The organism is Pseudooceanicola spongiae (assembly GCF_014899185.1).
In the GTDB taxonomy this organism is placed as follows: domain Bacteria; phylum Pseudomonadota; class Alphaproteobacteria; order Rhodobacterales; family Rhodobacteraceae; genus Pseudooceanicola; species Pseudooceanicola spongiae.
Genome location: NZ_CP045201.1, coordinates 432,155 through 450,056 on the forward strand (window position 1 = coordinate 432,155; position 17,902 = coordinate 450,056).

At 64.0% G+C, this 17,902-nt stretch carries 17 protein-coding genes; 13 read left to right on the top strand and 4 right to left on the bottom strand.

Annotated elements, in window-relative coordinates:
• The first annotated feature begins 121 nt into the window (after nucleotides 1-121).
• From F3W81_RS02040 to der, 3 genes are all read left to right on the top strand, one after another.
• Nucleotides 122-781, top strand: coding sequence for a tetratricopeptide repeat protein (locus tag F3W81_RS02040; protein ID WP_193082018.1), 660 nt, complete (start codon nucleotides 122-124; stop codon nucleotides 779-781).
• A 218-nt stretch (nucleotides 782-999) separates the two neighbouring features.
• Nucleotides 1,000-2,346, top strand: a complete 1,347-nt coding sequence (locus tag F3W81_RS02045) for an outer membrane protein assembly factor BamB family protein (RefSeq protein ID WP_226941814.1) — start codon at nucleotides 1,000-1,002, stop codon at nucleotides 2,344-2,346.
• A 126-nt stretch (nucleotides 2,347-2,472) separates the two neighbouring features.
• Nucleotides 2,473-4,020, top strand: coding sequence for a ribosome biogenesis GTPase Der (gene der / locus F3W81_RS02050; protein ID WP_193082022.1), 1,548 nt, complete (start codon nucleotides 2,473-2,475; stop codon nucleotides 4,018-4,020).
• A gap of 63 nt (nucleotides 4,021-4,083) precedes the next feature.
• Here the strand turns inward: der and F3W81_RS02055 are convergent, their stop codons facing one another.
• Together F3W81_RS02055 and serS are read right to left on the bottom strand one after the other, a co-directional pair.
• Nucleotides 4,084-4,815, bottom strand: a complete 732-nt coding sequence (locus tag F3W81_RS02055; protein WP_193082023.1) for a TspO/MBR family protein — start codon at nucleotides 4,813-4,815, stop codon at nucleotides 4,084-4,086.
• Nucleotides 4,816-4,909: 94 nt separating this feature from the next.
• Nucleotides 4,910-6,202: a serine--tRNA ligase gene (gene serS, locus F3W81_RS02060; RefSeq protein ID WP_193082025.1), complete on the bottom strand. Its 1,293-nt coding sequence runs from the start codon at nucleotides 6,200-6,202 to the stop codon at nucleotides 4,910-4,912.
• A 506-nt stretch (nucleotides 6,203-6,708) separates the two neighbouring features.
• Here serS and yajC point away from each other — a divergent pair.
• The 9 genes from yajC (at nucleotide 6,709) to F3W81_RS02105 (ending at nucleotide 13,100) form a co-directional block, all read left to right on the top strand.
• Nucleotides 6,709-7,005 carry a preprotein translocase subunit YajC gene (yajC, locus tag F3W81_RS02065; RefSeq protein ID WP_193083566.1) on the top strand — a complete coding sequence of 99 codons (297 nt, stop codon included), beginning with the start codon at nucleotides 6,709-6,711 and terminating at the stop codon, nucleotides 7,003-7,005.
• Nucleotides 7,006-7,046: 41 nt separating this feature from the next.
• A complete protein-coding gene (secD, locus tag F3W81_RS02070; RefSeq protein ID WP_193082026.1) occupies nucleotides 7,047-8,690 on the top strand; it encodes a protein translocase subunit SecD in 1,644 nt (547 codons plus the stop codon).
• 1 nt (nucleotide 8,691) lies between these two features.
• Entirely contained in the window at nucleotides 8,692-9,663 is a 972-nt protein-coding gene (gene secF, locus F3W81_RS02075) for a protein translocase subunit SecF (RefSeq protein WP_193082027.1), read from the top strand.
• A gap of 94 nt (nucleotides 9,664-9,757) precedes the next feature.
• A complete protein-coding gene (locus F3W81_RS02080; RefSeq protein WP_193082028.1) occupies nucleotides 9,758-10,111 on the top strand; it encodes an Mth938-like domain-containing protein in 354 nt (117 codons plus the stop codon).
• Nucleotides 10,112-10,353: 242 nt separating this feature from the next.
• Nucleotides 10,354-10,971 (top strand): heme ABC exporter ATP-binding protein CcmA, encoded by a 618-nt coding sequence (gene ccmA, locus F3W81_RS02085; protein ID WP_193082029.1) that lies wholly within the window; start codon nucleotides 10,354-10,356, stop codon nucleotides 10,969-10,971.
• Nucleotides 10,968-11,624, top strand: coding sequence for a heme exporter protein CcmB (gene ccmB, locus F3W81_RS02090; protein ID WP_193082030.1), 657 nt, complete (start codon nucleotides 10,968-10,970; stop codon nucleotides 11,622-11,624). Before ccmA ends, ccmB begins: the two co-directional genes overlap by 4 nt.
• A gap of 40 nt (nucleotides 11,625-11,664) precedes the next feature.
• Nucleotides 11,665-12,396 carry a heme ABC transporter permease gene (locus tag F3W81_RS02095; protein WP_193082031.1) on the top strand — a complete coding sequence of 244 codons (732 nt, stop codon included), beginning with the start codon at nucleotides 11,665-11,667 and terminating at the stop codon, nucleotides 12,394-12,396.
• Between the two features lie 10 nt (nucleotides 12,397-12,406).
• The gene (gene ccmD / locus F3W81_RS02100; RefSeq protein ID WP_407692455.1) at nucleotides 12,407-12,562 is read left to right on the top strand and encodes a heme exporter protein CcmD; all 156 of its coding nucleotides are present in this window, start codon (nucleotides 12,407-12,409) and stop codon (nucleotides 12,560-12,562) included.
• Nucleotides 12,555-13,100 (top strand): DsbE family thiol:disulfide interchange protein, encoded by a 546-nt coding sequence (locus tag F3W81_RS02105; protein ID WP_193082032.1) that lies wholly within the window; start codon nucleotides 12,555-12,557, stop codon nucleotides 13,098-13,100. Before ccmD ends, F3W81_RS02105 begins: the two co-directional genes overlap by 8 nt.
• Before the next feature lie 21 nt (nucleotides 13,101-13,121).
• Here the strand turns inward: F3W81_RS02105 and F3W81_RS02110 are convergent, their stop codons facing one another.
• Both F3W81_RS02110 and acnA read right to left on the bottom strand, forming a co-directional pair.
• A complete protein-coding gene (locus F3W81_RS02110; RefSeq protein ID WP_226941815.1) occupies nucleotides 13,122-13,784 on the bottom strand; it encodes a DUF4396 domain-containing protein in 663 nt (220 codons plus the stop codon).
• 309 nt (nucleotides 13,785-14,093) lie between these two features.
• On the bottom strand, nucleotides 14,094-16,841 hold the full coding sequence (gene acnA / locus F3W81_RS02115) for an aconitate hydratase AcnA (RefSeq protein ID WP_193082033.1): 2,748 nt from the start codon (nucleotides 16,839-16,841) through the stop codon (nucleotides 14,094-14,096).
• 309 nt (nucleotides 16,842-17,150) lie between these two features.
• On the opposite strand from acnA, the gene F3W81_RS02120 reads away from it, so the two are divergent.
• A complete protein-coding gene (locus F3W81_RS02120; RefSeq protein ID WP_226941816.1) occupies nucleotides 17,151-17,900 on the top strand; it encodes a DUF1223 domain-containing protein in 750 nt (249 codons plus the stop codon).
• The last annotated feature ends 2 nt before the right edge of the window (nucleotides 17,901-17,902 follow it).

The window sequence follows — 17,902 nt, forward strand, 5'->3', positions numbered from 1 at the left end:
GGCGGCGGGACGGCGTGAGATTGCCTGCGGGGCGGGCGGCGACGGGCCTGCGGGGCGGGGCGGGCTTGGCAGGGTCGGTGGGCTGGGGTAAGAGAGGCCGAAAGTCCCGAGGAGAGTGCGCGTGAGCGAGACCGACAGTTTCATCGATGAAGTCAACGACGAGGTCCGCCGCGACCGGCTGTTCCGGGCGTTCCGGCGCTATGGCTGGATTGCCGTTGTCGGGGTGGTGGCCGTTGTCGGCACGGCCGCGTGGTTCGAATATTCCCGCAGCCAGACCGAAAGCGATGCACAGGCCTTTGGTGACGCGATCCTGAACGCTCTGGATGACGAGACCTCGGAGCAGCGGATTGCTGCGCTGAAGGCGATCCCGACCGACCGCCCCGGACAGGAGGCGCTGGTGGCGTTCCTGACCTCGTCCGAGGCAGCTGCGGGTGCGGATGACAAGACTGCCGCTGCGGATGCGCTGAATGGCGTCGGCGGTGAGGGGCTGGAGCCGTTTTATGCGCAGCTCGCTCAGTTCAAGCGCCTGATGCTGGAGACCGACACGCTGGAGCCGCAGGCCCGCCGTGAGGAATTCCGCCAGCTGGCCGCGCCGGGCAGCCCGCTGAGCCTGCTGGCGCAGGAGCAGATCGCGCTGACCTATGTGGAAGAGGGCGATACGGTGAAGGCCATCAACAGCCTGCAGGAAATCCTCGACGATGCCGAGGTGACCCAGAGCTTGCGTCAACGGGCGTCTCAGTTGATGGTGGCGCTTGGCGGCGTCCCCAATCAGGCGGGCTGAGGCGCGTGGGGGAGGCTTTGGCCTCCTCCTCTCTCTAGGATACGGCGTCAGGGGGCGTGACCCGGCAAGACGGGCCATGTGAAAACCCCCTCAGGGCCGTGACGAAACGGATCAAGTCGTGCGGGCGCGAAAGCGCGCAAACGCCACGGCAACAAGGCGAAGGCAAGGGCATGGCGAAGGCAGTGACGAATTTGAGCGGGCTTTTGGCCGGAACGGCCGTGCGGCCCCTGTTGGGCGGCAAATCGGCGCGTCTGGTGTCGCTGGGACTGCTGGCCGGTCTGGCGCTGGCAGGCTGTACCGAACGCGAAGTGCTGCTGAGCGGCCCGCGCGAGCCGCTGCGCTCGGTGATGTCGGAGCAGGTGCCGGGTGATCTGGACACGCTGCCGGTGAACCGCAGTGCGCCGATCTCTCTGCCCGGTGCGCGCACCAACGCCGACTGGCCGCAGAGCGCAGGCTCGCCCGCCAGCCGGACCACCAACGCCGCGCTGAGTGGCGCACCGCAGCTGATCTGGTCCGCCGCGATCGGGCAGGGCGATGAGCGCAAGGCGCGTATCACCTCTGATCCGGTGGTCGCAGGCGGGCGCATCTATACCATCGACAGCGGTGCCACGGTGACGGCGACGGCGCTGAACGGGCAAACGCTCTGGAGCACCAATCTGGTGCCGGCGCAGGACGCCCCCGGCTCGGCCTCGGGCGGCGGTGTGGCCTATGCCAACGGCAAGGTCTTTGTCGCCTCGGGCTATGGCACGCTGACGGCGCTGGATGCGAGCACGGGCGCGCAGATCTGGCAGCAGAAGCTGCTGGCCTCGGCCACCGGCGCGCCGGGGGTTTACGGCGATCTGGTCTATGTCACCTCCGGTGCCGATCAGGCCTGGGCGGTCGATCAGAACAATGGCCGCGTGCGCTGGCAACTGTCGGCAACGCCCAACGTCAACAATCTGGCAGGCGCACCGACGCCTGCGGTGACGGACCAGTATGTGCTGTTCGGCTTCGGCTCGGGCGAGGTGCAGACCGCGTTCCGTCAGGGCGGCATGCGGGTCTGGGACGCGCTGATTTCCGGGCGTCGTGCCGGGTTTGCACGCTCCAACATCAATTCCATCACCGGCGATCCGGTGGTCGAGGGCGATACGGTCTATGCGGGCAACCAGTCGGGCCGCACGGTCGCGCTGAACCTGAGCAGTGGCGAGCGCCTCTGGACCGCCGACGAGGGCCCGATGAACCCGGTCTGGCCTGCGGGCGGGTCGGTCTTTCTGGTCAGCGATCAGAGCGAACTTGTGCGTCTGAACGCCAGCACGGGCGAACGCATCTGGGGCGTCAAGCTGCCGTTCTTCGTCAAGGACAAGCCCAAGAAGCAAGAGGCGATCTTTGCCCACTACGGCCCGATCCTGGCCGGTGGGCGTCTGGTCGTGGCCTCCAGCGACGATCTGCTGCGCTTCTTTGATCCGGTCTCGGGGGCGCTGGTGAACACCGTTGCGCTGCCCGGTGGCGCGGCCTCGGCCCCCGTGGTGGCGGGTGGTGTCCTTTATGTTCTGTCCAAGGATGGCAAGCTGCTGGCCTATCGCTGAGGGCGCCCATCGCGGGCCGATTGGGCGTCGCTGAGGCGCGCGCACAGCCGGCCTGCGCAGACAGACCTTTCCGCGCCGGGATAATTCGTGTATCTGGCGCGGTCTAACGCTTCGGAGCATTACCTCATGTCCTTCACCCTGGCCATTGTTGGCCGTCCCAATGTCGGCAAGTCGACGCTTTTCAACCGTCTGGTTGGCAAGAAGATCGCGTTGGTCGATGACCAGCCCGGCGTGACGCGCGATCTGCGCGAGGGTCAGGGGCGGATCGGGGATATCTCCTTTACCGTCATCGACACCGCCGGTCTCGAAGATGCCACCGACGACAGCCTGCAGGGCCGGATGCGCAAGCTGACGGAACGCGCGGTCGAAATGGCCGATGTCTGCCTGTTCCTGATCGATGCCCGCGTCGGCGTCACCCCGACCGACGAAGTGCTGGCCGAGATCCTGCGCAAGAAATCCGCCCGCGTGCTGGTGGCTGCCAACAAGAGCGAAGGCCGCGCCGCCGACGCCGGTGTGATCGAGGCCTGGAGCCTTGGCCTGGGCGAGCCGATCCGCCTTTCTGCCGAGCATGGCGAGGGGATTTCTGAACTTTATTCGATGCTTATGCCGATCTCGGATGAATTCGAGAACCGCGGGCAGGACATTCAGGAATTCGCGCCGACCACCGATGTCAGTGTCTCGGACGAGGACGACGAGGGCATCGACCTTGTGGCCGCAGAGCGCGTCTGGCGTCCCTCGGTCGAGCGGCCCTTGCAGGTTGCCGTCGTGGGCCGCCCGAACGCGGGCAAGTCGACCCTGATCAACAAGATTTTGGGCCATGAGCGCCTGCTGACCGGCCCGGAAGCCGGGATCACGCGCGATTCGATCTCGGTCCAGATCGACTGGGACGGCACGCCGATGCGGGTGTTCGACACCGCCGGTATGCGCAAGAAGGCCAAGGTTCAGGACAAGCTCGAGTCGATGTCGGTCAGCGATGGCTTGCGCGCGCTCAAGTTCGCCGAAGTCGTCGTGGTGCTGCTGGATGCTGCCATTCCGTTTGAAACCCAGGATCTGCGCATCGCCGATCTGGCGGAACGCGAGGGGCGCGCCGTCGTCATCGCGGTCAACAAATGGGATATCGAGGACGAAAAGCAGGACAAGCTGAAGGCGCTGAAGGAAGACTTCGAGCGCTCTCTGCCGCAGTTGCGTGGCGCGCCGCTGGTCACCGTCTCGGCCAAGACCGGCAAGGGACTGGACCGTCTGCAACAGGCGATCGTCAAGGCGCATGAGACCTGGAACCGCCGCGTCTCGACCGGGCAGCTGAACCGCTGGCTGATTGGCATGCTGGAGCAGCACCCACCGCCCGCGCCCTCGGGCCGTCGTATCAAGCTGCGCTACATGACGCAGGCCAAGACCCGTCCGCCGGGCTTTGTGGTGATGTGTTCGCAGCCCGACAAGATGCCCGAGAGCTATTCGCGCTATCTGGTCAACGGTCTGCGCGAAAGCTTCGACATGCAGGGCACGCCGATCCGGCTGTACATGCGCGGGCAGGGCGATCAGAACCCCTTCAAGGGCCGCACCAAATCGACGCCGTCGCGGCTGCGCAAGCACCTCGGCAAGGCGCCTGCGGATCAGAAGCCGAAGCGTGGCACGCGGCCAACCGGCGGGCGGCCTCTGGGGCGCAAGCCGAAGTAAGACGCTGAGATTTAACGGATTATACGAAAAGGGCGCCGGGATGACCGGCGCCCTTTTTAGGTTTTACGCCTTGGCCAGACGGGCCTTGGCGCGGGTGTAGTTCTGCCAGCCGGTCGGGATCAGCACCAGCAGGATGACCCCGGCGAGGGCGGCAAAGATCCAGCGCCCGGCCTGCAGGTTGTCCACCAGAATGCCGAAGCTGGCCCAGATCATCGCCAGCACATAGAAGGGATAGCCCGGCCCCATGCGCGCCAGCGTCAGCGCGATCCAGCTGGCGACGATCAGAAAGGCGGCATGCACCGGCTGCACCGGCACCGCGCCATAGCCGGTGGCGACGACAGCCGTGCCGACGTTGGCGGCGGCGGTCAGCCAGCCCGCATAGAGGCCGATGGGTGCCTGCAGCCACAGCCCGTCGCGCGCAGGCGTGCGGATCAGCGCCCAGAGCGCGGTGCCCAGCATCGCCCAGATCAGCAGGGTCGCCCAGAGCGGCGACAGGTTGGCGACCGGGATCCATGTCGCCCCAATGGCGAGGCTGGCGATCAGCGGCCAGCGCACGCGGTCCCAGTCGGGATTGTCAGCGCGCTTGACCAGCCCATAGACGGCCATGACCAGCAGCCAGAGGTAAATCACGCTCCAGATCACGGCAAAGGTCCAGCCGGTGGGCTGGATCGGCGGATCATTCTGCGGGATCGGGAACTGGTCGGCGGTAAAGCCGGAAAATCCGCTCGACAGCACCGGCGAGAGCATGAAGGCCACCGTCGCGACGAGGACCAGAATTGCTTTCATCCGTTTCATTTGATTCGACCTTTCAATGTCTTGCCCAATATATACGCAAAAGGCCCCGGTGTGGTTCACCGGGGCCTTTTTGTTTTCGCGTGGAGGGGGCGCCTCAGGCCAGCGTGCCGTCAGCGGCCAGCATCGTCTTGCCGCCAAGGTAGGGATGCAGGGCGGCGGGCAGGGCGACCGAGCCGTCCTCCTGCTGGCCATTTTCCAGCACCGCGATCAGGCAGCGCCCGACAGCCAGACCCGAACCGTTCAGCGTGTGCACGAACTCGGGCTTGCCACCGCCTTCGGGACGGAAGCGGGCGTTCATGCGGCGGGCCTGAAAATCCCCACAGACCGAGACCGACGAAATCTCGCGGTAAGTATCCTGACCGGGCAGCCAGACCTCGATATCGTGGGTGCGGCGGGCGCCAAAGCCCATGTCGCCAGTGCAGAGCGCCACGGTGCGATAGGCGAGGCCGAGCTTCTCGAGAATACCCTCGGCGCAGGCGGTCATACGGTCCAGCTCAGCCCGCGAGTGATCGGGATGGGTGATCGAGACCATCTCGACCTTCTCGAACTGGTGCTGGCGCAGCATCCCGGCGGTGTCACGCCCCGCCGAGCCTGCTTCGGAGCGGAAGCACTGCGTATGGGCAACCATGCGGTTTGGCAGGGTTTTTTCGTCAACAGTGGTGCCATTGACGGTATTGGTCAGCGTCACCTCGGCGGTCGGAACCAGCCACCAGCCATCGGTGGTCTTGTAGCTGTCCTCGCCGAATTTCGGCAGCTGGCCAGTGCCATACATCATCTCTTCGCGCACAAGTACGGGCGTCCAGGTCTCGCGCAACCCGTTCTCGTCGACATGGGTGTCGAGCATGAACTGCGCCAGAGCGCGGTGAATGCGCGCAACCGGCCCCGAAAGCACGACAAAACGCGCGCCCGAGAGCTTCGCGCCCATCTCGAAGTCCATGCCGGGTACGACGCCTGCAAGCTGGTAATGCTCCTTCGGGGCGAAGGCGAAACTCGGGATGTCGCCATGCCGGCGAACCTCGACGTTGTCGCTCTCGTCCTTGCCATCGGGGGTGTCCTCGAACGGCAGGTTCGGGATGCCCATCAGCAGATCAGTGAGCTCTGCGTCCAGATCCTTGGCCTCGGCCTGCATCGCGGCGATGGAGGCCTTGGTCTCGGCCACCAGCGCGCGCAGACGCTCGAACTCAGGCTCATCGCCGGAGGCTTTTGCGCGGCCGACGTCCTTGGAGGCTTTGTTCTGCTCAGCCTGCGCGGTCTCGGCGGCATGAATGCGGGCGCGGCGCGCATCGTCCAGCGCAAGGATCTGTGACGACATGGGGGAGGCATTCCGGCGCGACAGGGCCGCATCAAAGGCAGCAGGGTTGTCACGGATGGTGCGGATATCATGCATGTCTTGCACTCCCTCATATGGATTCGTGTGCGCGTTATGCCGGATTTATTTGGCAAGCGTAACCGGGCAGATGTCGGTGGTGGACAGAGGGGGGCTCTGCCCCCGCGCCTGACGGCGCTCCCCCGGAATATGAGAGCAAGAAGAAGCCGCGTCCCCCGCTCTGAGCACGAGGCTCAGGATCAGGGTAGAGCTGGAATGCGGAACTGTGCGATCAGGGGCGCAGAGGTCCTGCTGTTTCCCTGTTTCAAATATCCTGCGGGGGTGTGGGGGGCGCAAAGCCCCCCGCGGCTGTCCTCTCCGCCTCTCGAACGGCAGGGGGATCCGCGTCGCTCATGCAGCCATGTCGCACCCGCGGCGTTGTGCCTTGCAATCTTGCCCCCTCGCACATAGGTTCCGGCGGAATTCGCATGGGCGTAGTTGCGCTTCGTGTCGGGCTATTCGCGGCGCTGTCCGCGGTGTCATATCGTCAGCGGGCCCGCCCGCTCTGTCAAAAAGAAGGAACCCCCATGCAAGGGAACGCTATCGCGCAGTTTCTGCCGCTCGTCCTGATCTTCGCGATCATGTATTTTCTGCTGATCCGTCCGCAGCAAAAGAAACTCAAGGACCACAAGAAGATGGTCGAAGGCGTGCGCCGCGGCGATCAGGTGATCACCCAGGGCGGCATCATCGGCAAGGTGTCTAAAGTGCGTGAAGACGGCGAGATCGAAGTCGAGATCGCTGAGAACGTCAAAGTGCGCGTTCTGAAGTCGACCCTCGCAAATGTGATTTCCAAGACCGAGCCGGCGGCTGCAGAGAGCAAGTAAGCTCTTCGCATCCTCGACATAACCTCGAAAGGGCCGGCAAAATGCTGCACATCGAGACGTGGAAACGGGTCCTGATCTGGGGGCTTGTTGTCCTCGGGTTGCTGCTGGCCCTTCCCAATGCCTTCTACTCCCGAGTTGAAACGTATAATGACGCCGTCGCAGCCAATGGTGGCGATGACACCGGGGTCTCCGGCTGGCCGTCGTTCCTGCCCTCCGGGCTGGTGAACCTCGGCCTCGACCTGCGGGGCGGGGCGCATCTGCTGGCAGAGGTCCGCGTGACGGATGTCTATGAGACACGGATGCAGGGCCTTTGGCCCGAGATCCGCAACCTGCTGCGCAATGAACGCGAGAAGATCGGCACCATCCGCCTGCTGACCACCACGGACGGCACGCTCAAGGTGCGCATCGGCAACGCCGATGGCATGCCAGAGGCGATGCGTCTGGTGCGCACGCTGGCGCAGCCCGTGAGCAGCCTGACTGCCGCCGGAACCGATGACATTGTCGTGACCTCTGCTGGTGATACCCTCGTCGTCGGGCTCTCGGATCCCGAAAAAGAGGCGATGGACGACCGCACTGTGCGTCAGTCGCTTGAGATCATCCGCCGCCGCATCGACGAGGTCGGCACGCGAGAGCCGACCATCCAGCGTCAGGGCACCGACCGTATCCTCATCGAAGTGCCGGGCGTCGGATCTGCGGATGAGCTCAAGAGCATCATCGGCACCACCGCTCAGCTGACTTTCCAGCCGGTCGTCAGCCGCACCAGCGATGGCAGCACCCCTCCGGGTCCCGGAGAAGAAGTGCTGCCCGCCAGTGACGAGCCCGGCACGTTCTACGTGCTCGAGACCGTTCCTGTCGTGTCGGGCGAGCAGCTGACCGACGCGCAGCCGACCTTCGATCAGAACGGGCGGCCGGCCGTCAGCTTCCGCTTCAACCCGTCGGGCGCGCGCAAGTTCGGTGACTATACCGCGCAGAACATCGGCAACCCCTTCGCCATCGTGCTGGACAACGAGGTCATCTCGGCCCCGGTCATCCAGTCGCATATCGCGGGCGGCTCTGGCATCATCACCGGCAGCTTCAGCGTCGAGGAGAGCACCAATCTGGCGGTTCTGCTGCGCGCAGGGGCGCTGCCGGCGGGGCTCGACTTTCTTGAAGAGCGCACGATCGGGCCGGAACTGGGCGCTGACAGCATCCACGCCGGGCAGATTGCCTGCCTGATAGCGGGTGTCGCAGTGCTGGTGTTCATGTTCGCCAGCTACGGGCTGTTCGGCTTTTTCGCCAACGTCGCCCTAATGATCAACGTCGGGCTGATCTTCGGCCTGCTGTCGATGATCGGCGCCACGCTGACCCTGCCGGGGATCGCGGGGATTGTGCTGACCATCGGCATGGCGGTCGACGCCAACGTGCTGGTGTTCGAGCGGATCCGCGAAGAGCTCAAGAGCGCCAAGGGGCCGGCACGGGCGATGGAGCTGGGCTATGACCGGGCGCTGTCGGCCATTGTCGACGCCAATATCACCACGTTCATCATCGCGGTGATCCTGTTCCTGCTCGGCTCTGGGCCGGTCAAGGGTTTTGCCGTCACGCTGGGCATCGGGATCCTCACGTCGGTCTTCACGGCAATCTGGGTCACGCGACTGCTGATCGTCCTGTGGTTCGAACGGGCGCGTCCCAAAACGATCGAGGTATGACATGAAACGTCTGAGACTTGTTCCCGATGAGACCCATATCGACTTCTTCAAATACCGCGGGCTGACCTTCGGGATCTCCTGCGTGGCCATGGTCGCCTCGGTGATCATCTGGGCGACGATGGGGCTGAACTTCGGCATCGACTTCCGCGGCGGCACGACGATCCGCACGGAATCCGAGAGCGCGATCTCGGTCGCTGACTACCGCGCGGCGCTGGACCCTCTCGGCCTCGGGGACGTGGTGATTTCGGAGGTCTTCGATCCGACCTTCGAGGGCACCAAGCACGTCGCCTCGGTGCGTATCCAGAGCCAGGATGAGCAGGAAAGCGTCGCCACCGATACGATTGCAAAGGTCGAGACGGCGCTGAAAACGGTGGACGAGAGCGTCCGCTTCACCTCCGTTGAATCGGTCGGTCCGAAGGTCTCGGGCGAGCTTGTGACAACGGCGCTGCTGGCGGTCGGGGCCTCCCTTGGGGCGATCCTGCTCTACATCTGGCTGCGGTTTGAATGGCAGTTCTCGCTCGGCGCGGTGTTTGCGCTGTTCCACGATGTGCTGGTGACGATCGGGATCTTTGCGCTGCTGCAGATCCGGTTCGACCTCGCGACCATCGCGGCGCTGCTGACGATCATCGGGTATTCGATCAACGACACCGTGGTCATCTTCGACCGGCTCAGGGAAAACCTGCGCAAGTTCAAGACGATGCCACTTGTCGACGTGATGAACGTATCCGTGAACGAAACGCTGAGCCGGACGCTGATGACCTCGGGCACGACGTTGATCGCGCTGATTGCGCTGCTGGTGCTGGGCGGCGACGTGATCCGTGGCTTCGTCTTTGCCATCACCTGGGGCGTCATCATCGGGACCTATTCGTCGGTCTACGTCGCCAAGAACGTGGTTCTGTGGTTCGGGGTCAAGCGCGACTGGTCCAAACCGGACAAGAGCGCGGGCAACCAGTTCGCCAATATCGACGCCTGAGGGCGTGCCGGAGGCGATGCTCGCCTCCGGCTTTTGCACCGCAGCCCGGTTTGCTCGCAAGCGCGCTGCGACGTGACGCAAGAAAGGCTGGCACATGCATCTCAATGAAATCGACTACGGAAATGCCCGCCCGATCGAGGGCTATGGCCCCGGCTTTTTCCGCATTGCGGGCGAAGTCTATCAGGGGGCGCTTCTGGTCACCGCCGACGAAACCGAAAGCTGGGGCGGTTTCGATGACATCGCGACACTCCTGACATTCGCCGGTCAGGTCGATGTGCTGTTCATTGGCAACGGTCCGTTGATGGGCCCGATCCCCAAGGCGTTCCGCGACAGCCTCGAAGAAGCCGGTATCGGGATTGAACCGATGGCGACAGATGCCGCCTGCCGCACGTTCAACGTCCTGTTGTCCGAAGGCCGCCGGGTCGCCGCGGCGCTGCTGCCGATGTGATCAGGCCATAGGCCACCCCTGAGCGCAGGCCGTGTTTGCCTCCGGCGGAAGTATTTAGGGCAAAGTGAGAGAGCGCCTCCCAGTTCCTGAGGTCAGTTCACGGCGCAGAGGCTCCCAATCATCTTGCCAAAAATACTTCCGCCGGAGGCGTGGCCGCGGGCAAGCGGCACCGGGGCCGCAGTTGATTGGGTTCGGCAAGAAGCAGGCTTTTGCGTCGAGAAGCAATGCAGTAAGCGGGGGGCATGGAACTGGTGGTCAAAGAACTTGGCGTCGCGCGCGGCGGTGTGCGGGTGCTGGAGGGGCTGTCCTTCGTGCTCGGCGCGGGGCAGGCGTTGATCTTGCGTGGGCCAAATGGATCTGGAAAAACCACCTTGCTGCGGGTGCTGGCGGGGTTGCAGCCCTCCGTGGCCGGGCGCATTTCGGTCTCTCGTGACAGCGTGGCTTATGCCTCGCATGCCGACGGCATCAAGGGCCAGCTGAGTGTCGCCGAAAACCTGCACTTCTGGGCGCGTCTGCATGCCGAGCGCGATATCACCCGCGCTTTGGAGGCGTTTGATCTGCGCGCGCTGCAGGATCGTCTGGCGGGCGCCCTGTCGGCGGGGCAGAAGCGGCGGCTGGGACTGGCGCGCCTGATGGTGACCGGGCGGCCGCTCTGGTTGCTGGATGAACCGACCGTGTCGCTCGACAGTGAGGCGGTGGCTCTGTTTGGCGCGGCGATAGAAGCGCATTTGCAGCGCGGTGGCATGGCGGTGATCGCGACGCATATCGATCTGGGGCTGACCTCCGCGCGGGTGCTGGATGTGACACCCTTCCGGGCCCGGCGTCCTGTCGGGGATGCGTTTGACGAGGCCTTTCTGTGATCGCCCTGCTGATGCGCGATCTGCGGCTGGCGGTGCGGGCCGGGGGCGGCTTTGGTCTTGGGCTGGCGTTCTTCCTGATCGTGGTGGCGCTGGTGCCGTTCAGCGTCGGGCCGGAAACCGCTCTGCTGGCGCGGATCGCTCCGGGGGTGCTATGGCTCGGGGCACTTCTGGCCTGTCTGTTGTCTCTGGACCGTATACTGGCGCTGGATTGGGAGGATGGGTCGCTCGATCTGCTGGCCACAGCCCCTATTCCGCTGGAGGGCATTGTCAGCGTCAAGGCGCTGGCGCATTGGATCACGACGGCTCTGCCGCTGGTGATCGCTGCTCCGGTGCTGGGCGTTCTGCTGTCGCTGCCTGCGCAGGGCTATCTCTGGCTGATCGTGTCGTTGCTGGTGGGCACGCCCGCGCTGAGCGTGATCGGCACGTTTGGCGCGGCGCTGACGGTCGGCATCAAGCGCGGCGGCCTGCTGCTGAGCCTGCTGGTGCTGCCGCTCTATGTGCCCGTGCTGATATTCGGCGCCGAGGTGGCCCGGCGCGGTGCCGAGGGGCAGGCAGTGCAGGTGCATTTGCTGTTGCTCGGGGCGATCACCTGCGGCGCTATGGCGCTGCTGCCCTTTGCCAGTGCGGCGGTGTTGCGGGTGAACTTGCGATAATGTGAAGTGACGCCGCCCTGGCGTCAGGTAGGGAGGGGGCATGGCCTCGATCTGGGAATATGCGAACCCGAGGAAATTCCTCGAAACCTCCGACAGGGTACTGCCCTGGCTGGCGGCGCTTGCCGGCGTTGCTCTGGTGGTCGGGCTGGTCTGGGGGTTCTTCTTCACGCCGGACGATTACCGGCAGGGCAGCACGGTCAAGATCATCTACCTGCATGTGCCGAGCGCGCTGATCGCCATCAATGGCTGGCTGATGATGCTGGTCGCCTCGCTGATCTGGCTGATCCGGCGGCACCATGTCAGCGCATTGGCCGCACGGGCGGCCGCGCCGATTGGCGCCACGATGACGGTGATCGCCCTGCTGACCGGCGCGATCTGGGGCCAGCCGATGTGGGGCACCTGGTGGGCCTGGGATCCGCGGCTGACGTCCTTTCTGATCCTGTTCCTGTTCTATCTTGGCTATATCGCCCTCTGGGCGGCGGTCGAGGATGACGATACCGCGGCGGATCTCACCTCGATCCTCTGCCTCGTCGGATCGGTGTTTGCGGTGCTCAGCCGCTATGCGGTGAACTTCTGGAATCAGGGGTTGCACCAGGGCGCGTCGCTGTCGATGGACAAGGCCGACAATGTCGCGAATGTGTTCTATCTTCCGCTGCTCGTCTGCATGGCGGCCTTTGTGCTGCTGTTTCTGGCGCTTGTGCTGCTGCGCACCCAGACCGAGATCCGGGCGCGGCGGATGCGGGCGCTGCTGGCGCGCGAGCGGATGAGCTGAAGGAGTGATAATGCCGGAACTGGGAAAATACGCGGGCGCGGTGCTGTCGTCTTACGGGCTGTCACTGCTGCTTCTGGCGCTGCTGACGGGGCTGAGCCTGTGGCGGGCGCGCCGCATGAAGGCTGCGCTGCGCAAAGTTGAAGAAAGGGTGAAGCGACATGGCTAAGATCCGGCCCCTAATGGTGCTGCCTCCGGTGATTTTCCTCGGGCTGGCAGCTCTGTTCTATTTCGGGATGCAGCGCGAGGACCCGGACCAGCTGCCCTCTGCGCTGTCGGGCAAGCAGGCGCCGCCGGTTGTGATCACCCAGCTGGGGGATCTGCCGGGCTTTGACGATGCCACACTGCGCGATGGCCAGATCAAGCTGGTCAACTTCTGGGCCAGCTGGTGCGCGCCCTGCCGGGTCGAACATCCCAACCTTTCAGCCCTGTCAGAACAGGAAGGCGTGCCGATCTACGGCGTCAACTACAAGGACAAGCCGGAAAACGCGCTCGGCTTTCTGGCAGAGCTTGGCAATCCCTATGCCGCGACCGGCGCGGATTCGCAGGGGCGCATGGCGATCAACTGGGGCCTCTACGGGGTGCCGGAAACCTATGTGATCGACGGCGAGGGGCGTGTGCTGCTGCGCTTTGCCGGCCCCGTCACGCAGCGGGTGATCCGCGAACAGATCGCGCCTCTGATCGAGGGTGCCAAAGGCGGCAGCTGAACCCGACGCGGTGTCGCCTCCCTAATCACCGTGATCTGTCATGCGCGGGTCCATCATGCCCTCTTTCACGCCATGGCGGATCAGCCAGAGGTTCACCGGATAGGCCGCAAGCAAGCCGCAACTCAGCGAAATCACCATCGAGGACCAGAACTTCCAGTCGCCCATGCCAGCATTGCCCGCCAGCAGCAGATCGACTGCGATGGCGACAATCTCCATGACGGCGATCGAGGGCGTCTCGGCCAGAAGCGCGTCGTGAAAGGCCTGGCGAAAGCCGGTGCCGCCCTGCATCTCGGGCCCGATGGTCATGGCGAACCCTGACACATAGGCCAGCACGAAGGTGATCAGCGCCGTCCAGAGATTGCCGAGGGAAAACAGACCCACTGCGATCGACACCCCGATAATTTCGCCAAAGCCGCAGCCGGAATAGCAATGCGCGACCGAGCGGAAAGCGCGCCGCCAGTCGTTGTCATCCGCAATCTCCTTGCGCCCGGACATCCAGTAGATCAGCAACCCCAGCGGGCCGGAATAGGCCACGGTAAACCCCCAGACCAGCTTCATCAGCGGCATCAGATGGGCATTCCTGACGCGGATGTCCTGTATCAGTATGATCAGACTGGGGATCATCAGCACGGCCCAGAGGCCAACGAACCAGGGGCTGGAAACGATCATCTGAATGGTCTGCACGGCATTACCTCCTCAGTTCCAACCGATCAGACCCCGACATGTTCCAAAACCCCGCATCCTTTCTACCCGTCGCCGCCGCTCCAGCGACAAAAAAAGTCAGCCGAGCACCATTTCTGACCGCCAGAGCCAGATGTCTCGCCGCTCCGCAAAGCCTGTCCTGATCACCCCGCGGCCCCAGAGCGACGCTTCCCTGTCATCTTGCCCGAAATACTTCGGGGGGCCGCAAGGCGGGGGCAGCGCCCCCTCCACCGCCCGCCCAAAAGAAAAGGGCCCCCGAAGAGGCCCTTTCCGTCACACTTTCAACTGGCTTCAGCTTTTCGCCAGGTCACGCAGCACGTAGTGCAGAACACCACCGTTCTCGACGTATTCCTTTTCGATCGCGGTATCGATCCGGCATTTCAGCTCGATGTCTTTCGAGGTGCCGTCCGGGTAGGTGATCGTGCAAGGCACGTTCGACAGCGGCTTGAGATCGCCCTCAAGACCGGTGATCGACACGGTTTCTTCACCGGTCAGCTTCAGCGACTTGCGGCTGTCGCCATTGGTGAACTCGAACGGAATGACGCCCATGCCGACGAGGTTGGAGCGGTGAATACGCTCAAAGCTCTCGGCGATGACAGCCTTGACGCCGAGCAGAGCCGTGCCTTTGGCCGCCCAGTCGCGCGACGAGCCCGCACCGTACTGTTCGCCACCGAAGATCACCAGCGGGGTGCCGTTGTCCTGATAGGCCATCGACGCGTCGTAGATCGAGGTCTGATGACCATCGGGACCGTTGGTGTAGCCACCTTCAACGCCGTCCAGCATCTCGTTCTTGATGCGGATGTTGGCGAAGGTGCCGCGCATCATGACTTCGTGGTTGCCGCGACGCGACCCGTAGGAGTTGAACTCGCGCACCGGCACCTGACGCTCGACCAGGTATTGACCGGCGGGGGTGGTTTCCTTGAACGACCCGGCAGGCGAGATGTGGTCGGTGGTGATCATGTCGCCGAGCAGAGCAAGAACGCGGGCGTCCTTGATGTCGGAGATCGTGCCGGCCTCTTGCGCCATGCCCTGGAAGTAGGGCGGGTTCTGGATGTAGGTCGAGGTCGGCGGCCAGTCGTAGGTGGCACCGCCCGACACTTCGACCGCCTGCCACTTTTCGTCGCCTTTGAAGACATCGGCGTATTTCGACAGGAAGGCTTCGCGGGTCACGACTTTTTCGACCAGCTCGGCAATTTCGGCGTCGGTGGGCCAGATGTCTTTCAGGTAGACGTCTTTGCCATCCGGCGTCTGCGCGATCGGATCGTTGGCGATGTCGATGTTCATGTCACCGGCCAGCGCATAGGCGACAACCAGCGGCGGCGAGGCCAGGTAGTTGGCGCGCACGTCGGGGCTGATGCGGCCCTCGAAGTTGCGGTTGCCCGACAGGACCGAGGTGGCGATCAGGTCGTTGTCGTTGATCGCCTTGGAGATCTCGGGCTGCAGCGGGCCGGAGTTGCCGATGCAGGTGGTGCAGCCATAGCCAACCAGGTTGAAGCCGACGGCGTCGAGATCTTCCGACAGGCCAGCCGCATCGAGGTATTGCGTGACAACCTGCGAGCCAGGCGCCAGCGAAGTCTTGACCCAGGGCTTGCGGTTCAGGCCGAGAGCGCGCGCCTTGCGTGCCACCAGACCCGCGCCGATCAGCACGTATGGGTTGGAGGTGTTGGTGCAGGACGTGATCGAGGCGATCACGACCGAGCCGTCGCGCAGCTGGTAGTCTTCGCCATCGACCGAAGCCGATTTGCGCGGATCAACGACGCTGTCGGGGGCAGGGGCTTCGTCCAGCATACGCTCGGATTCAGCGCTTTCGTCCTGACCGCGGAATTCCATCACGACCTTTTCAAAGGCGGCGGCGGCGGAGGTCAGCTTGACATAGTCCTGCGGGCGTTTCGGGCCGGAGATGGCGGGCACGATCGTGTCCATGTCCAGTTCCAGCGTCGAGGTGTAGATCGGGCTGTAGTCGGCATCGCGCCAGAAGCCGTTCTCTTTCGCATAGGCTTCGACCAGGGCGATACGGTCTTCGTCGCGGCCGGTCTGACGCAGGTAGCGCAGTGTCTCGTCGTCGATCGGGAAGAAGCCGCAGGTGGCGCCGTATTCGGGGGCCATGTTTGCGATCGTGGCCCGCTGTGCCAGCGGCAGGTTGTCGAGGCCTTCGCCGTAGAATTCGACGAACTTGCCGACAACGCCGTGCTTGCGCAGCATTTCGACGACCTTCAGCACCAGGTCGGTGCCGGTGGTGCCTTCAACCATCGCGCCGGTCAGCTTGAAGCCGACGACTTCGGGGATCAGCATCGAGATCGGCTGACCCAGCATCGCGGCCTCGGCCTCGATCCCGCCCACGCCCCAGCCAAGAACGGCCGCGCCGTTGACCATGGTAGTGTGGCTGTCGGTGCCGACGAGAGTGTCGGGATAGGCAACCTCTACGCCGTCCTGATCCTTGTCGGTCCAGACGGTCTGCGCGAGGTATTCCAGGTTGACCTGGTGGCAGATGCCGGTGCCCGGCGGCACGACGCGGAAGTTGTTGAACGCGGTCTGACCCCATTTCAGGAAGGTATACCGCTCCATGTTGCGTTCGTATTCGCGGTTCACGTTCTGCTGGAAGGCACGTGGGTTGCCGAATTCGTCGATCATCACCGAGTGGTCGATCACGAGGTCGACAGGCACCAGCGGGTTGATCTTTTTCGCGTCGCCACCCAGGGCGACGATCCCGTCACGCATCGCGGCGAGGTCGACAACGGCGGGAACGCCGGTGAAATCCTGCATCAGCACGCGGGCCGGACGGTAAGCGATTTCGCGGGGGTTCTGACCACCCTGAACGCCCCATTCGGAGAAGGCCTTGATGTCGTCAACGGTGACGGTCTTGCCGTCCTCGAAGCGCAGCATGTTCTCCAGCACCACCTTGAGCGCGGCGGGCAGCTTGGAGAATTCGCCGAGCCCGATGGCTTCGGCCTCGGGGATCGAATAATAGGCAATACTCTGGTCACCAACCGTCAGCGTCTTGCGCGTCTTGCTGGTATCCTGTCCGACTACGATGGTCATGGAGATGGCTCCCTTCCGGTATGTATGAGGGGTTCGTGCTGCTTTTGCTTCTGCCCGATTGGCGATTGGCAATCAAGAGGCTGTGCAAAATTTTAGTATACATTTGTGCACAACGGCGGAGTTTCTCTGATTTTCAAGCCCTCCTGTCCGGGGATGCGGCGATCTGTCGGGGCAATGCCTTGCCCTTGGGCGTTGGCGAGAAGCCACACTTGATCGCTGCGCACGCCCCTCTCGCAAAACCTTGATTGGCTATTTCAGGGCAGCTTGGGTAGCTAAAACAGGGACATGAACTCACCGGAGACATTGGGTATGATCGGACGGCGCGTGGCGATACTAATGGCGGGACTGCTGGCGGCGCCAGTTCTGGTCCCGACCTCGGGCGCCTTTGCGCAGGACGCGGGCGGGAAAAGCGCCGCGCCATCCCCCGTGGTGGTCGAGCTGTTTACCTCGCAGGGCTGTGCCTCCTGTCCCAATGCCGACCGCCTGATGACGCAGCTGGCGGACCGTCCTGACGTGCTGCCGCTGGCGCTGCATGTTGATTACTGGGACTACCTTGGCTGGAAAGATACGCTGGCCGACCCTCAGTATACCCGCCGCCAGAAGGCCTATGCCCGCGCGCGTGGGACGCGGATGATCTACACGCCGCAAATGGTCGTGTCGGGCACCGGGTTCGTCAAAGGCTCGCATCCGATGCAGCTGGCGGAGTACATCGACATCATGCAGAACCGGGCGCCGGAATATCAGATGGCCGTGTCGGCGATCGGTGAGGGGCGCTACCGTGTCGTGGCCCATGCCCTGAGCGGCGCCAAGACCGGGCCGATGGTGGTGCAGCTGGTTCACTACACGCCGAGCAAGACGGTGGACATCCTGCGCGGCGAAAATGCCGGGTCACAGATCACTTACGTCAACGTCGTCACCCAGTGGGCGCCCGTGGCTGAATGGGACGGCCAAGCCGATATGTCTGTCGAGATTGATGCCGGGCAGGATCAGCCCGGCGCGGTGCTGCTGCAGCGTCAGGGCTTTGGTGCGATCGAGGCTGCGGCCCGCCTGCCTGAGTGATC